11 protein-coding genes are annotated in these 14731 nt (G+C 72.5%); 2 read left to right on the forward strand and 9 right to left on the reverse strand.

Annotation, left to right across the window (positions count from 1 at the left end; genetic code table 11):
- The first annotated feature begins 135 nt into the window (after positions 1-135).
- Positions 136-1566, forward strand: a complete 1431-nt coding sequence (locus C3V41_RS12165) for a zinc-dependent metalloprotease (RefSeq protein ID WP_106110471.1) — start codon at positions 136-138, stop codon at positions 1564-1566.
- An 80-nt stretch (positions 1567-1646) separates the two neighbouring features.
- Here the strand turns inward: C3V41_RS12165 and C3V41_RS12170 are convergent, their stop codons facing one another.
- The 5 genes from C3V41_RS12170 to dapE all read right to left on the reverse strand — a co-directional run bounded on the left by C3V41_RS12170 (position 1647) and on the right by dapE (position 8342).
- Complete coding sequence (locus C3V41_RS12170) at positions 1647-2225, reverse strand: PPA1309 family protein (protein WP_106110472.1); 579 nt, start codon at positions 2223-2225, stop codon at positions 1647-1649.
- Positions 2226-2370: 145 nt separating this feature from the next.
- Entirely contained in the window at positions 2371-2538 is a 168-nt protein-coding gene (locus C3V41_RS12175) for a DUF3117 domain-containing protein (protein WP_106110473.1), read from the reverse strand.
- Positions 2539-2694: 156 nt separating this feature from the next.
- On the reverse strand, positions 2695-3453 hold the full coding sequence (locus C3V41_RS12180; RefSeq protein ID WP_106110474.1) for a TIGR00730 family Rossman fold protein: 759 nt from the start codon (positions 3451-3453) through the stop codon (positions 2695-2697).
- Positions 3454-3554: 101 nt separating this feature from the next.
- Positions 3555-6893 carry a UPF0182 family protein gene (locus tag C3V41_RS12185; RefSeq protein WP_441299708.1) on the reverse strand — a complete coding sequence of 1113 codons (3339 nt, stop codon included), beginning with the start codon at positions 6891-6893 and terminating at the stop codon, positions 3555-3557.
- Positions 6894-7055: 162 nt separating this feature from the next.
- Positions 7056-8342 carry a succinyl-diaminopimelate desuccinylase gene (gene dapE / locus C3V41_RS12190; protein WP_106110853.1) on the reverse strand — a complete coding sequence of 429 codons (1287 nt, stop codon included), beginning with the start codon at positions 8340-8342 and terminating at the stop codon, positions 7056-7058.
- A gap of 246 nt (positions 8343-8588) precedes the next feature.
- On the opposite strand from dapE, the gene C3V41_RS12195 reads away from it, so the two are divergent.
- Complete coding sequence (locus C3V41_RS12195; RefSeq protein WP_106110475.1) at positions 8589-10328, forward strand: phospho-sugar mutase; 1740 nt, start codon at positions 8589-8591, stop codon at positions 10326-10328.
- Between the two features lie 103 nt (positions 10329-10431).
- Here C3V41_RS12195 and C3V41_RS12200 read toward each other — a convergent pair whose 3' ends face one another.
- Genes C3V41_RS12200 through C3V41_RS12215 form a run of 4 tightly spaced genes read right to left on the reverse strand, consistent with a single transcriptional unit; the run spans position 10432 to position 14358 of the window.
- Positions 10432-11304, reverse strand: a complete 873-nt coding sequence (locus tag C3V41_RS12200) for a metal ABC transporter permease (RefSeq protein WP_106110476.1) — start codon at positions 11302-11304, stop codon at positions 10432-10434.
- Entirely contained in the window at positions 11301-12344 is a 1044-nt protein-coding gene (locus C3V41_RS12205; protein ID WP_106110477.1) for a metal ABC transporter permease, read from the reverse strand. The genes C3V41_RS12200 and C3V41_RS12205 overlap by 4 nt, the downstream gene beginning before the upstream one ends.
- Positions 12341-13153 carry a metal ABC transporter ATP-binding protein gene (locus C3V41_RS12210; protein WP_106110478.1) on the reverse strand — a complete coding sequence of 271 codons (813 nt, stop codon included), beginning with the start codon at positions 13151-13153 and terminating at the stop codon, positions 12341-12343. Before C3V41_RS12210 ends, C3V41_RS12205 begins: the two co-directional genes overlap by 4 nt.
- Positions 13150-14358: a metal ABC transporter substrate-binding protein gene (locus tag C3V41_RS12215; RefSeq protein WP_106110854.1), complete on the reverse strand. Its 1209-nt coding sequence runs from the start codon at positions 14356-14358 to the stop codon at positions 13150-13152. The genes C3V41_RS12210 and C3V41_RS12215 overlap by 4 nt, the downstream gene beginning before the upstream one ends.
- Between the last annotated feature and the right edge of the window lie 373 nt (positions 14359-14731).

Consider the following 14731-nt stretch of genomic DNA (forward strand, 5'->3'; position numbering starts at 1 on the left):
GAGCACCGAGGCACCGGCCCGCCCGGTGTTCGCCGTCGGCATCCTGACAGCGTACCCCCAGCAAACCGTGTCACGATGAGGTCTTACCGCGCAGCAGGCAGGTCCCGGCCCTGCGCCACACCTGAGAGGAAGCCCATGAGCGAGGACCCCTTCGACCAGCTGGAGGAGCTGCTGGCCTCCCTGTTCGGCCCGCAGACCGCAGGTGACGCCGTCGACGCCCTGCGCGCCTCCGGCGTAGACCCCCAGACCCTCGCCCAGGTCAGCGGCATCAGCGACCTGACCAGCCTCAGCCCGGGCCAGATCATGGCGGTGCGTTCCCAGCTCACCCAGATGTTCGCCTCCTCCGCCGGGGAGCCGGTCAACTGGTCCATGGGAGGGGACCTGGCCCTGACCGAGGCCCGCTCCAAGGGCGACCCCACCGTCACCGCGGCCCAGGCCGAGGCCACCACCCGCGCCCTGCAGGTGGCTGACCTCTGGCTCGACACGGCCACCGACCTCATGCCGGCCCCCGGCAGGCGCGAGGCCTGGAGCCGCGGGGACTGGGTGGAGCGCACCCTGCCGGTGTGGAAGGACGTGTGCGCCCCCGTGGCCGCCGCCGCCACCGCCGCCCTGGCCGGGGCCCTGGAGCACCAGATGCGTGACCTGCCCGCCGACATGGGCGCCGAGGCCAAGCAGCTCGGGGCGCTGGGCTCCATTATGCGCTCCATGGCGGGCACGGCCTTCGGCCTCCAGCTCGGCCACGCCATTGGCGAGCTGGCCGGGGAGGCCCTGGCCTCCACGGACGTGGGGCTGCCGCTGACCCGTGAGCCCGGGACCGCCCTGGTGCCCGCCAACGTCAGCGCCTTCGCCCAGGGGCTGGAGGCCGACGAGGAGGAGGTGCGCGTCTTCCTGGCGGTGCGCGAGGCGGCGGCGGCCCGCCTCTACTCCCAGGTCCCCTGGCTGCGTGGCCAGCTCCTGGGCGCGGTGGAGGCCTACGCCCGCGAGATCACCATTGACAACGCCGCCGTGGAGTCCGCCGTCGCCCAGGTCGACCCCTCCGACCCCGAGGCCCTGCGGGAGGCGCTGGCCGGGGGCATGTTCGCCCCCCAGGAGACCGACGCCCAGAAGGAGGCCCTGGAGCGTCTGGAGACCCTGCTGGCCCTGGTGGAGGGGTGGGTCGAGGTGGTCACGGCACGGGCCACCGCCCCGCACCTGCCCCACGCGGTGGCCCTGGCGGAGATGGTCCGACGCCGTCGGGCCCAGGGAGGCCCGGCCGAGCAGGTCTTCTCCCGGCTCATTGGCCTGACCTTCCGGCCGCGCCTGGCACGTGAGGCGGCGGCCCTGTGGCACCACCTGGGGCAGGAGGTGGGTGACGCCGAGCGTGACGCCTTCTGGCAGCACCCTGACGTCATGCCCACGGCCGCGGAGCTGGCCGACCCCACGAGCTTTATCACCATGCGCCGGGCCGCCCAGGACCTGGACTCCGAGGTGGACGCGGACCTGGCCTCCCTCCTGGACGGGACGCTGGGCTACGCCGAGGGCGCCAAGGACGCCGACGAGAACCGGCCCGAGGGCCTGGGGGACTAAGGGACACGGGCCCCGGGGAGGCTCGCCACTGCCGCCCGCAGGCACCCCTGGCGGGCTCCACCAGCCGCGGGCCGGCCGCCTCAGACCAGGGTCGCGGCCAGGGCCGTGGACAGCCCCGGTACCAGCCGGGGCCCCTGGGCGACGGCGTCGGGGGAGTCGTGGGAGCGGGTCCGCAGTGCGCACCACGTCTCCCCGCCCCGCAGCACGCCGACGACAATGCGGACGTCGTCCTTGTCGGCGCGGTCCGCCAGGTAGGCCGCGCGCTCGGCCTCGTCGGTGATCGCGGCGGCGTCCTGGGAGGCCCGGGGCGGGAGCATGACCCGCTCCACCGCCACGGCCACCCCGTCCACGCCCTCGGGCCAGGCGAGCTGGGACAGCAGGTCCTCCAGGCCCGCCGCCGCGGGCAGGCCCTCCTGCTCGATCGCGGTCAGCGCCTCGGGGTCGGTGCGGGCCTGCTCCAGGGCCTCGGGGTCCAGGAGGGTGGCGAGCTCGGGGTCGACCTCCAGGGCGTCGGCCGTGCGGACCAGGGCGAAGACCGCCACCGGCGCGTCCCACCCCCGGTGGGACTGGTGCTCCTCCAGCTCCTGGACGGTACGGGCCAGCGCGACGGTACGGGTGGAGCGTACGTGGGGGATACCGGAGGGGCAGGTCTCAGACATGCACGACATTGTGCCTGAGACCTGCCTGCGGGCAGTCCCGGCACGCCTGGGGGGTGTCGTGCGACGCGGGCGTGCGGCACGGACGGGAGCCAGGGCCTGGCCCCCGTCCGCGACGGCGTGGGAAGCGCGCCGAGCCCTGGACGGATCAGACCTTGACGGTGGCGAGGGCCGCGCTCAGCTCCTTGATCTCGTCAGGGGTGATCTCCACGACGAGCCGGCCACCTCCCTCAAGCGGGACCCGCATAATAATGGAGCGTCCTTCCTTGACGACCTCAAGAGGCCCGTCACCTGTCCTGGGCTTCATGGCGGCCATGTGCTCCCCTTTCCTAGCATGGGCGCGGATCCTCACCGCGTGACCGCAGATATTCTACGCCATACGGTGTGTTTTCACAGGGAGACAGTGGTACATTCCACGCTCTTAAGGGGTGGTTCGCGGCCGTGCCGCTCCCGGCCCCGGTTCTCCCCGCGCTCACCCCCTTCCGGTCATGGAGGCGTGTACGTGCTGGGCCCCGGTCACCACGGCCCGGACGGCCTCCTGCGCGTCGTCCACGACCTGCAGCAGGTCGACGTCCTGGGCGCTAATGGTGCCCGCCTCCACCAGGTGGGTACGCAGCCAGTCCACCAGCCCCGACCAGAACCGGCGGCCCACGAGGACCACCGGGAAGGAGGAGACCTTGCGGGTCTGGACCAGGGTGACCGCCTCGAAGAGCTCGTCCAGGGTGCCGAACCCGCCGGGCATGACCACGAACCCGTCGGAGTACTTGATGAACATGGTCTTACGGGCGAAGAAGTAGCGGAAGCTCACGCCCAGGTCCACGTAGTCGTTCATGCCCTGCTCCTGGGGGAGCTCGATCCCCAGGCCCACGGCCACGCCCCCGGCCTGGTGGGCGCCCTTGTTGGCGGCCTCCATCATCCCCGGGCCGCCCCCGGTCATGACCGCGTACCCCGCGCGGGCCAGGCCGGCCCCGATCTGCTCGGCCAGGGCGTAGGCGGGCTCCTGGGGCTGGGTGCGGGCCGATCCGAAGACGCTGATGGTGGGCCCCAGCTCGGCCAGGGCGTCAAAGCCCGCGACGAACTCGGCCTGGATACGCATGACGCGCCACGGGTCCGCGTGGAGCCAGTCGGTGCCGTCGTGAGGGGACAGGAGGCCCTCGTCGGTGGTCTGGGAGGGGATCTGGGTGCCGCGCAGCAGCACGGGGCCCTTGCGGTAGGACTTCCGTCGGTTCATGGTCTCAATCATGGCCGCGGCCGGGTACGGGCGCTCGCGCAGCGGGCAGGAGGGTGAGGGCGTGCCACATAAGGTGGCACGCCCTCACGGCGGGGTCCTTCCTAGCCCATGCGGCTCTGGGCGTCAACGGCCCGGTTAATGGCGTCGGTGAGACGCTTCTGGGCGTTGCCGTAGGCCGCCCAGTCACCGGCCTTCATGGCCGTGTCGGCGTCGGTCATGGCGGACTTGGCGTCAGCCAGGGCGGTGTTCAGATCCGTCTGGGGGTCGCCGGTGCCCGACGTCGGGCTGGTCGAGGCGCTGGGCTGGGACGTCGGGGCGGCGGTGACCCCCGGCGTCGGGCTGGCCGGGGTGGCCCCGGGGTCCTGGGGGGTGGTGGAGGTGCCGTTGGCGGCGCCCGCGTCGCCGTCGACCACCTGCTCGCCGGTGGTGGCCCCCGAGTCGCCCCCGAAGACCTGGTCCAGGGCCTCGCGCAGGGTGTCGGCGAAGCCCACCTTGTCACCGAAGGAGACCAGGACCTTGCGCAGCAGCGGGTACTGCGTGCCCGTGGAGGACTGGACGTACACCGGCTGGACGTAGAGCAGCCCCCCGCCCACCGGCAGGGTCAGCAGGTTGCCCTTGATCACCTGTGAGCCCTGCTGGCTCAGCAGGTTGAGGGTCTGGGAGGCCGTGGGGTCGGAGTTGAAGGTGTTCTGCACCTGTCCCGGGCCCGCGATGGACAGGGAGCGTGGCAGCTCCAGGAGGCGCAGCCGGCCGTAGTCGGGGTTGCGCTGCCCGGGTACGCCGGTGCCCGGGGAGGTCTCGGAGTCCACCGCCAGGAAGCCGGTGAGCACGTTGCGGTCGGTGTTGCCGCCGATAATGTAGACGCTGGACAGGGAGAAGGCGGCTACCTGCTGGTCGGGCATCTTCAGGGTCAGGTAGTAGGGGGCCTGCGGGCTGTTGCCGTCCTTGGCGGGGTCGTCGGGGACCTTCCAGAAGTCGCTCTCGGAGTAGAACTCCGCCGGGTCGGTGACGTGGTACTTGGCCAGGACGGTGCGCTGGACCTTGAACAGGTCCTCGGGGTAGCGCATGTGCGCCATGAGGTCGGCGCTCATCTGGCTCATGGGGGTGACCGCCCCCGGGAAGACCGACTCCCAGGCCTTGAGGACCGGGTCCTGGTCGTCCCACTGGTAGAGGGTCACCGAGCCGTCGTAGGCGTCCACCACCGCCTTGACCGAGTTGCGCACGTAGTTGGACTTCTTGGGGGCGCCCAGGAGTCCCGCGGCGTGGGTGGCGTCGGAGGCGGAGTCCTCCAGGGACTGGTGCTGGGAGTAGGGGTAGCTGTTGGAGGTGGTGTAGCCGTCCAGGATCCACTTCACCCGCTTGGGGGTGGCGGGGTCGTCGTCGTCGTCCACGACGGCGGGGTAGGGGTTGCCGTCCAGGGTCAGCCAGGGGGCCACCTTGGCCACGCGGTGGGCGGGGTCGCGGTCGTAGAGGATCTGGGAGCCGTCACGGACCTCCTGGGAGAACAGGATGTTCATCTCCCGGAACTTCACGGCGTACAGGAGGCGGTTGAAGGGGTTGCCCACGTCGGGGCCGCCGTTGCCGGTGAAGGTGGTGTTGACCTGGTCGGAGTCCGCCGAGTCGTCGGGGTAGTCCAGCTCGCGGGGGGTGCCGCCGTCGTCCCCGCCCACGATGGAGTAGCTGGGGGAGGACTTACCGAAGTAGATGCGGGGCTCGTAGGAGCCCAGGTCGCCGGTGGAGGGGATGCCGCCCTCCCAGAAGGAGGGGTAGCCCCCGGAGGCCACCGTGTTGCCGTAGGCGGTCACGACGCCGTAGCCGTGGGTGTACACGGTGTGCTCGTTGACCCAGCTCCGGTTGTCGCCGATGCCGTCCAGGTTGAGCTCGCGCACCGCGATAACGGTGTCACGGCCCTTGCCGTCCACCTGGTAGCGGTCCACGTTCAGGGTGGGGGCGAAGGAGTAGTACTGCTTGTTCTGCTGGAGCTGCCGGAAGGTGGGGGAGACCAGGTTGGGGTCCAGCAGGCGGATGGAGGTGGTGGACTCGGCGTCCGCCTTGAGCTGGCCCGCCTGGGCGGTGGTGGTGGCCGAGTAGCTGGTCTCCTGGATGTCGTCGAGCCCGTAGGCGGTGCGGGTGGCCCTGATATTGCGGTCGATGTAGGCGGCCTCCTCGCGCTGGGCGTTGGGCTCCACCACGAACTTCTGGACGACGACCGGGTAGGCGGCCCCCACCAGGAGGGTGGAGACCACCATGACCACCACGCCGGTCACCGGCAGGCGCCAGGAGCTGGTGCGCAGGGCCGCCAGGAACATGACGGCGATGGCCACGGAGATGGCCGCCAGGATCGCGTAGGCGGGGATGGAGGCGTTGACGTCGGTGTAGGAGGCGCCGTCGAACTTGCTGCTGTCCGAGGCGTACAGCGACTCGTAGCGCTGCAGCCAGTAGCGCAGGGCCGTGAGCAGGCAGAACAGGGCCAGGACAATGGTGAGGTGACGGCGCGCGGCCCGGGTGAAGTGCGGGTTGCGGGTCACCGAGATGCCGCCGTAGAGGTAGTGCACCACCACCGAGGCCACCCCGGCGAAGATCACCACGCGCATGAGGAAGCCGTTCAGCAGGCTCAGGGCCGGCAGGATGAAGACGTAGAAGGAGACGTCCAGCCCGAACTGGGGGTCCGCGGTCCCGAAGCTCTGGGCGTTGAGCGCCAGGAGGACCTCCCGCCAGTGCGGGGTCAGGTCCCCGGCGCCCCCGATCAGGCCCAGGGCAATGGGGATGCCCCAGGTCAGGAGCCTGCGTGCGGGCTCGATGGTGGCGCGGTAGGACTCCAGGTTGCGTGAGGCCTCGTCGGTGGGGGCGAAGACCTCCCGGGTGGTGTAGGCGCGCACCATGCCGACCATGACGGACGCCGACATAATCAGGAACCCGCCCAGGAACAGCGCGATACAGGTACCCCACCGGGTCCACACGGTGCGGGCGAAGCCCAGCTGGCTGAACCACAGGACCTCGGTCCAGGTCTGGGAGAGCACCCCGATGAGGAGGGCCACCCCCAGCAGGATGGACAGGGTCATGACCAGGGGACCGGGACGGCGGGAGCGGTCCCGGGCCGTTCCCGCCCCCTGCCCGCCGCCGCGCCCCTGGCCCGGTGCGGGCCTGCCCGGGGTGCTGGTGCGCCCGCGCACGGGGCGGGCGCGGCCCGCCCCGCCCGGGCCGGGGCGTCGGTGCGGGTCCTGCCCGCCGTCCCGCCCCGACGGGCTCCCCGGGGCGTCCCCGGAGGCGTCCCGGTCACCGGGGGTGCGGGAGGAGCCGCCCTGGCCCACGTAGCCGGAGCGGACGCGGTCCTCCCGGCTGTCGGACTGGGAGGGGGTGGAGGAACCGCGGTCGGGGGCGCCGTCGGTGGGGGCGACGTCGTCGGGCTCGTCGGGGGTGCTGTCGTCGTTCGTGCTCACGATTGCTGCTCCGTCCTCAGGTGTGCGCGGGCGCGCAGGGCTCCGGCGCCGAGGCGTCGGTCACCCCATCGTGTCACAGCCTCAGGCGGCCCCCAAACCCGCTCGCGTCAGGTCCCTCACCGGGGCGTGTCCCCCGGGGCGTGTCCCGCCGCCTTCCGGGGCTCAGGACAGCCAGCTGCGCAGGATCTCGGCCACGTCCTGGATCTGGTGCACCGGGCAGTGCTCGTCGTCGGTGTGGCAGAGCATGGGGTCGCCCGGGCCCAGGTTGAGGGCGGGGACGCCGATGGCGGAGAAGCGGGCCACGTCGGTCCACCCGTACTTGGGGCCGACGGTGCCGCCGCGGTCGCGCACCAGGCCCACCAGCTCCCTGGCCGACGGGCAGGACAGGCCCGGCCGGGCGCCCTCGCACAGGTCGTCCAGGGCCACCTCCACCGGGGCGGCGCCTACCACCAGGGGCGGGGCGGCGTCCAGGACGGCGCGGGCCGCGGGGCTGGAGACCTCCACCGTGCCCGGCATCGTGCCCGTCCGCCCCGGGAGCGCCTGGGCCGCGGGCGCCGTCGGGCGTCCGCCCGGCAGGCGGCCGGGCCGGGGCCCGGGGTCGTGCCCGGCCAGGACCAGTAGCGCCCGCTCCAGCGCCTCCAGGGCCGTCAGGTCCGGGGCGAAGCGGTAGTTCACCGTCAGGCGGCAGGCGTCGGGCACGGAGTTCGCGGCGGTACCGCCCTGGATGCCGACCACGGAGAAGGACTCCCGGAAGACCAGCCCCTCCACCTCCACCTCGTGGACCGGGGCGGTGGCGACGCGCTGGATGAGGGGGGCCGCCGCGTGGACGGCGTTGACCCCCCGCCAGGCCCGGGCCGAGTGCGCCGTCACCCCGCGCACGTCCAGGACCAGGCGCAGGGTCCCGTTGCAGCCGCCCTCGATCCGGGACGCCGTGGGCTCCCCCAGCACCGCCAGGTCCCCCGCCAGCCAGTCGGGGTGGGTCGCCAGGACCCGTCCCAGGCCGTTGAGGTGGGCGGCGACCTCCTCGTTGTCGTACAGGACCCAGGTGACGTCCTTGCCCGGGTGGGTCAGAGTGGCCGCCAGGTGGAGGGCCACGGCCACCCCGCCCTTCATGTCCACGCTGCCGCGCCCCCAGACAACCTCCTGGCCGTCACGCTCCTCGCGCCGCCCGGGCACGTTGCGGCTCCGCAGCGAGACGGGCACGGTGTCCAGGTGCCCGGCCACCACCACGCGCTGAGGGCGTCCCAGGTGGGTGCGGGCCACCACCGTGTTGCCGTGACGCAGCACCTCCAGGTGGTCCAGGTCCCTCAGGGCGGCCTCGACGGCGTCCGCCAGCGGCCCCTCCGAGCCCGAGACGCTGGGGACGTCCACCAGCGCCTGGGCGATGTCGGCCGGGGGGCTGGCCAGGTCCGGCAGGCGGACGGGTGCGGCGGTGTCGGTGGCGCTCATGCGGTCAGGGTAACGGTCCGAGGGCGGGGACGGGTCCTCCGCCTGACCGGTGGGGGCCCGCCCGGGAGCGGGGACGGACCAGCACCTGCGCACCATGACAAAGGGTCTAAGGTCCTAGGTGCCTGAGAGGGCTGTTTCAGGCACCTGCGCGAACCCGGGACACCCCGGTACACCTGTGTCCTGAACCACCCATGATGGCCGTCACGACACCTGAATACCGGGTTTGGGGCCGGGTACCGTGCCCGTATGACCCCAGCCCTCGTCCTGACGGCTCAGGCCGCCGAGCTCTCCCGTGCCGCGCGCGCATGGATGGCCCAGGATCCCGACCAGGTCACCTGTGCCGAGCTCGCCGGTCTCCTGACCCGCCACGAGGCCGGGGAGCCCCAGGCCACGGCCGCCCTGGAGGAGGCCTTCAGCGGCTCCCTGCGCTTTGGCACCGCCGGGCTGCGCGGGCGCCTCGGAGCCGGGCCGCACCGCATGAACCGGGTCACCGTCATCCGGGCGGCCGCCGGGTTGTGCGCCTACCTCCGCCAGACCCTGGGGGAGGGCTTCACGGTGGTCGTCGGCTACGACGCGCGGCACAACTCGGCCCAGTTCGCCCGTGACACCGCCGCGGTGGTCACCGGCGCGGGCGGGCGGGCCCTCCTCTTCGACGGGCACTGTCCCACCCCGGTGCTCGCCTTCGCGGTACGCCGTCTCAAGGCCGACGCCGGGGTCATGGTCACCGCCTCCCACAACCCGCCCCAGGACAACGGCTACAAGGTCTACCTGGGCGGGCGCGTGGTCAGCGGCCCCGGCCAGGGCGCCCAGGTCGTGCCGCCCTACGACGAGTGGATCTCCCAGCGGATCAACGCCGTCGGGGACGTGAGCACCGTCCCCATGCCGCGAGGGGGCTGGCAGAGCGTGCCCGGGCGGATCCGCCAGGAGTACGTGGAGCGCGCCTCACGCGCCGGGCGCATGGGGGCGTGCGCCCCCCTCACCATCGTCCTGACCTCTATGCACGGCGTGGGCGGCCAGGTGTGCCGCCAGGCCCTGGCCCGGGCCGGGTTCACCGACGTCGTCCCGGTGGCCGAGCAGGAGCTGCCCGACCCCGACTTCCCGACCCTGGCCTTCCCCAACCCGGAGGAGCCCGGGGCCATGGACCTGGCCCTGGACCTGGCCCGCACGGTGGGGGCGGACCTGGTCATTGCCAACGACCCCGACGCCGACCGCTGTGCGGCCGCCGTGCCGGACGGGCACGCCACCGGGGGGTGGCGCCAGCTCACCGGTGACGAGGTCGGGGCCCTGCTGGGGGAGCAGGCCGCGGAACTGGCTGCCTTCACCGGGTCGGGGGTGCTGGCGTCCTCGGTGGTCTCCTCCCGCCTCCTGCGGCGTATCGCCCAGGCCCACGGCCTGGACTACCGTCAGACCCTCACCGGCTTCAAGTGGATCTCGCGGGTCCCGGGCCTCGTCTTCGGCTACGAGGAGGCCCTGGGCTACTGCGTGGACCCCCACGCCGTGCGGGACAAGGACGGGATCTCCGCGGCCGTGCGGCTGGCGGTGCTGGCCAGCGTCCTCAAGCAGCAGGGCCGCAGCGTGACCGACCTGCTGGACAAGCTGGCCCGTATGCACGGGCTGCACGCCACCGCCCCCCTGGCCGTACGGGTCGAGGACCCTGCCCAGATCCGGGCCATGATGGACCGGCTGCGCGGCGGCGGGTCCCCGGCCGCCCTGGCGGGCTCCCCGGTGGTGTCCTGCCTGGACCTGCTCGACGGGGCCTGTGACTCCAACGGCGGCACCCTGCCCCCTACTGACGCCCTGGAGTGGCTCACCGCGGCCGACGACCGCGTCATCGTCCGTCCCTCGGGCACCGAGCCCAAGCTCAAGTGCTACTGCGAGGTCATTGTCCCGGTGGCGGTGGACGAGCCGGTGGAGGTCGCCCGGCGCACGGCCTGTGAGCGCCTGGCCGCCATCCGCTCCGACCTGCGCGGGGTGCTGGGGATCTGAGCCCCGGAGGGCCGGCAGGCCACGGGGCCAGGCCACAGGGGCAAGGCGTGCCGCGGCGCGGTGGCGCCACAGCACGCCTGCCTAGTGACGTGAGCACGCCTGCCTAGTGACGTGCGGATCGGCGGACGCACCAGCGCGCGCCCGCGGACAGCAGGTAGACCACCCCGGCGGCGGTGGCGATGACCCCGCCCACGGACAGGCTCAGGTGGACCCCCAGCCACAGCCCGGCCAGCGCCGTCGCCGCCCCCAGGAGCGGGGCGCCGAGCATCAGGTGGCGGATCGAGCGCGTGCTGGGAGCCAGTGAGGCCGCGGGGGCCGCTATGAGCGCGATCGGCAGGATCGTGCCCACTGCCGGGATGAGGACCACGATCGTGGCGCACACCAGTCCCAGGATGAGCGTCTCGGCCCAGGTGGCGGACAGGCCGCTGGCCCGGTAGCCCAGGGCGTCGAAGCTGTAGAAGGTCAGGCGCCGGCCTCCCACCACCAGGACCGCCACCGCCACGACCAGCACCACCGCCACCGCGGCCACGTCCACCAGCCCGACGTTGAGGACCGACCCGGTCAGGAAGGAGTCCACCTTCAGTGGCAGCGGCTTGAACCAGGAGTTCAGGAAGTACCCCAGGGCGAACCCCAGGGTCAGCACGATCCCGGCCGCGGACTGCGAGGACAGTCCCGGGACCTGGCTGAGCCAGCGCATGAGCCAGGTCATGGGCAGGCACATGAGCGCCGCCCCGACCAGGACCATGACACTGAGCAGCTCGAAGTCCGCCCGCTGCCCCAGGACCGCCCGGGAGAACCAGGAGGCGACCACCACGCCCAGGATCGCCCCCGGGAAGGTGGCGTGGGTGAGGGACTCGGTGAAGAAGATACGCCGGTGGACCAGCGCCACCGCCCCCACGAGCCCGGCCAGCAGACCCATGAGCACGACCTCGACCAGCGGCAGCATGAGCAGGGACAGGCTCGGGCTGGACCTCATGACGCTACTCCCGCGCTCACGGGGTCAGTCCCCAGACGCTCGCCCCGGCTCTCCGCCGTGGCCCGGGTGGTGTCCCGGCTAGCGTCCCGGGTGGTGTCCCCGTGCCTCCCGGCTGCTGCCACCTGGGCCCGGCGCCTGCCCACCCAGCGGGCCCGTACCCGCCTGGATGCGACCGCCACCAGGAGGACGGCGCACATGCACAGGGTCACACTGGCCTGGGGGGAGACGGGGCGCGGGGAGGGGGCCAGCATGAGGGCCATCCCCAGGTAGCCGCCGCCCACGCCCACGACCACCGCCGTCAGCACCATGGTGCGCACCTGTCGGGCCAGGACCCGCCCGGTGGCCCCCGGGACCACGAGGTAGCCGATCACCATGAGGGTCCCCACCGCCGTCGAGGCCGAGACCACCACCGCGGCCACCGCCATATTGAGCACCAGGTCCAGGCCCAGCAGGTGCAGCCCGCTGGCCCGCGCCCCGGTCCGGTCAAAGGCGTAGGCCACCTGCCCCCTCCAGGTCAGGGCCACCAGCGCCAGGGCCACCAGGCACACCAGGAGGGCCTGTGCCAGGCGCTCGTCGGTGACCTCCAGCAGCCGTCCGAACATGAGCGCCTCCAGCTGCCCGGACATGTCGCCCTTGGCCAGGGACAGGATAATGCCCAGGGAGAAGAAGCTGGTCAGGACCACGGCGGTGCCCGCCTCGGAGGCGGAGCGGCGGGCGGCGCGCCGGGAGACCAGGGTCAGTACCAGGGCGGCGACGACGGCTACCGCGCTGGCGGTGGGGATAATGTACCTGATGCCGCCGTACACCGCCCCCGCCACGATCCCGGGGAAGACGGCGTGGACCAGCGCCTCGGCGCTGAACTCGGCGCAGCGCAGGTTGACCAGGACCCCCACGACGCCGGCCACGACCCCCAGCAGGACCACCATGAGCAGGGGCCGGAACAGGTAGGGGGCGGCCGCGAAGGCGCTCAGCCCCGGGACGTGCAGGCAGGCCAGGCGCAGCTGCTCCACCAGGGCGCTGACGCTCCCGACCAGGCTCATGCGCCCTCGCCCCCGCCCAGGCTCAGCCTCACGAGGCTGTCGTCGCCCCAGCCCCCGTAGGCCTGGGAGACGAGCTCGGGGACGAGGACCTCCTCGCGCGGCCCGAAGGCGATCTGCCGTCCGGCCAGGAGCGCCACCTGCTCGCAGGCCACCTTGGCCAGGACCAGGTCGTGGGTGGAGACCACAATGGCGGTCCCCTGGGACTTGAGGGTGGCGACAATGTCCAGCAGGGCGTCGCGGTTGGGCTGGTCCAGGCCGTTGAAGGGCTCGTCGAGCAGGATGAGGCGGGGGCGGGCGGCCACGCAGCGGGCCACCAGGACGCGCTGCTGCTGGCCCCCGGAGAGGTCGCCGAAGCGGTCTAGGGCCCGGTCCGCCAGGCCCACGGCCTCCAGGGCGCTCTGGGCACGTGCGCGCACCGAGCCCGCCCGCTGCCAGAGGCGCATCTGGGAGTACATGCCCATCTGGACCACCTCGCGCACGGTCACCGGGAAGGTGGGGTCCAGGTCGGCCACCTGGGGGACGTAGCCCAGGGAGCCCCGGGGGGCGCGGCCGGGGGCGGCGCCGACCACCCGCACCTGCCCGGACGGGATCCGCACCATGCCCAGCAGGGCGCGCAGGAGGGTGGTCTTGCCTGAACCGTTGGGCCCGACCAGGGCCAGGGCCTGGCCCGCCCCCACCTGCCCGGTCACGCCGGTCAGGACGGTGGTGGTGCCGTAGGCGAAGGAGGCGTCACGCAGGTCCACGACCGGTCCGGCCGGCGCCTTGGAGGGGCCGGCCGGACCGGTGGTCGTGGTGGGGACCGAGGTCACTTCACGTCCGAGCTGGTCGGAGCCCACTTGCTCAGGGACTCGGGGACCGCGGGGACGGTGCCGTCCCAGGCCTTGGTCAGGTTGGTGACATTGTGCAGGATGGAGCCGATGTAGGTCTCGCCGTCGGAGCCGGGCTCGCCCAGGGAGTCCCCGTAGAGGGCCTCGTCACCGATGACCGCCTTGACGCCGGCGACCTCGGCGACCTTCTCCACGGACTTGGGGTTGTTGGAGTTCTCGGCGAAGATGGCCACGGCGCCGGAGGCCTTGACCTTGTCGGCGGTCTCCTGGATCTTCTCGGCGGTGGCGTCGGCCTGGGCGTTGAAGTCGGACAGGGCCGCGCCCTCGAACTTGACGTCGAACTCCTTGGAGAAGTAGCCGAAGGCGTCGTGGCTGGTGAACAGGACGCGCTTGTCCTTGGGCACGGAGCTCATGGCCGTCGCGGCCCACTCGTCCAGCTCGGTGAGCTGCTTGATGTAGGCGTCGGTGTGGGCGCGGAAGGTCTCGGCGCTGGCGGGCGCCGCCTTCTCCAGGGCCGCGCCGATATTGGTGACCTGGACGATGGCGTTCTTGGGCGAGGTCCACACGTGCGGGTCGAAGCGGAACTCCGGCTCGCTCTGGCCCTCCTCGGGCGGGAAGGGCCAGGCGGCCACGTCGACCTTGCTGGTCCCCCGGTCGACCTTGTAGGGCAGGGACTCCTCCTTCTTGAGCTGGGCCTGCAGGTCGTCGACATCGACGGCGCCGTAGACGCCGGAGGTGACCACCATGGTGCCCTTGAACCCGGTGGAGCTCACCGCGTCGTCCAGGAAGTGCTCCAGGTCCACCCCGGACACCAGGAAGAGGTCGGCCTCTGACAGGGCCTTGGACTGGGCCGCGGTCATCTCGTGCTCGTGGGCCGAGGCGTTGGGGGCCAGCAGGCAGGTCAGCTCCAGGTGGGTGGAGGCCGTGGCGGTGTCGGCGCCGAAGTGGGCGCTCTGGCCGTCGGCGCCGGTGCGGTCGAAGGACAGGTTGTCGGTGCTGTCCCCGGAGGCCAGCTGGGTGACGTAGTCGCAGATCTGGGTGGTGGAGGCGACGACCTTGACGGTGGTGCCCGTACCGCTGGCGGTGGGGCTGGAGGTGGTCGCCGAGCCGCAGGCGGTCAGGGAGGCGGCCAGGGTCAGGGAGGCGGCCAGGGCCAGGCCCCGGCGCGAGACGGGAATGGTGCGCATGGTCGGCATCATAAGTTCGTGTACCCTAAGTTTGGCAAACCGAAAACCTGGACAGTCTTTGTTTGTGGTTGGTATCACATACAGGTCGGTGGCTATCTCGCGTGCCGAGCCGGTTCGTGGGTGCGGCCCCGGACCCGCCGCCTGCGCGTGTGTCCCCGGACGCCAGCCGGGAACCGGTGTCATTCCAACGGTTTCGCAAGGCGTGAGGGTCTCAGGCTGGGCTCAGGCTGGCGTACGGTGCCGCCCCGACCGGGGCTCCACGGTTTCTCAGGGCGTGGGTCTCAGGTGGGGTCTCAGAGCGTGGTGGGCTCAGGGCACAGGGGCTTAGTGCGCGAGGGGGCTTAGTGCGCGAGGGGTCAGTGCGCAGGGGCGC

Origin of the sequence: Actinomyces sp. oral taxon 897 (genome assembly GCF_002999235.1) — a bacterium.
GTDB lineage: Bacteria > Actinomycetota > Actinomycetes > Actinomycetales > Actinomycetaceae > Actinomyces.

What these genes read in the sequence shown, in the direction of transcription:
- dapE (WP_106110853.1), bottom strand. Translation starts at nt 8,342, where the DNA reads ATGAGCGCCACCGACACCGCCGCACCCGTCCGCCTGCCGGACCTGGCC.
- C3V41_RS12205 (WP_106110477.1), bottom strand. Translation starts at nt 12,344, where the DNA reads ATGAGCCTGGTCGGGAGCGTCAGCGCCCTGGTGGAGCAGCTGCGCCTG.
- C3V41_RS12180 (WP_106110474.1), bottom strand. Translation starts at nt 3,453, where the DNA reads ATGAACCGACGGAAGTCCTACCGCAAGGGCCCCGTGCTGCTGCGCGGC.
- C3V41_RS12170 (WP_106110472.1), bottom strand. Translation starts at nt 2,225, where the DNA reads ATGTCTGAGACCTGCCCCTCCGGTATCCCCCACGTACGCTCCACCCGT.
- C3V41_RS12195 (WP_106110475.1), top strand. Translation starts at nt 8,589, where the DNA reads ATGACCCCAGCCCTCGTCCTGACGGCTCAGGCCGCCGAGCTCTCCCGT.
- C3V41_RS12165 (WP_106110471.1), top strand. Translation starts at nt 136, where the DNA reads ATGAGCGAGGACCCCTTCGACCAGCTGGAGGAGCTGCTGGCCTCCCTG.
- C3V41_RS12215 (WP_106110854.1), bottom strand. Translation starts at nt 14,358, where the DNA reads ATGCGCACCATTCCCGTCTCGCGCCGGGGCCTGGCCCTGGCCGCCTCC.
- C3V41_RS12175 (WP_106110473.1), bottom strand. Translation starts at nt 2,538, where the DNA reads ATGGCCGCCATGAAGCCCAGGACAGGTGACGGGCCTCTTGAGGTCGTC.
- C3V41_RS12200 (WP_106110476.1), bottom strand. Translation starts at nt 11,304, where the DNA reads ATGAGGTCCAGCCCGAGCCTGTCCCTGCTCATGCTGCCGCTGGTCGAG.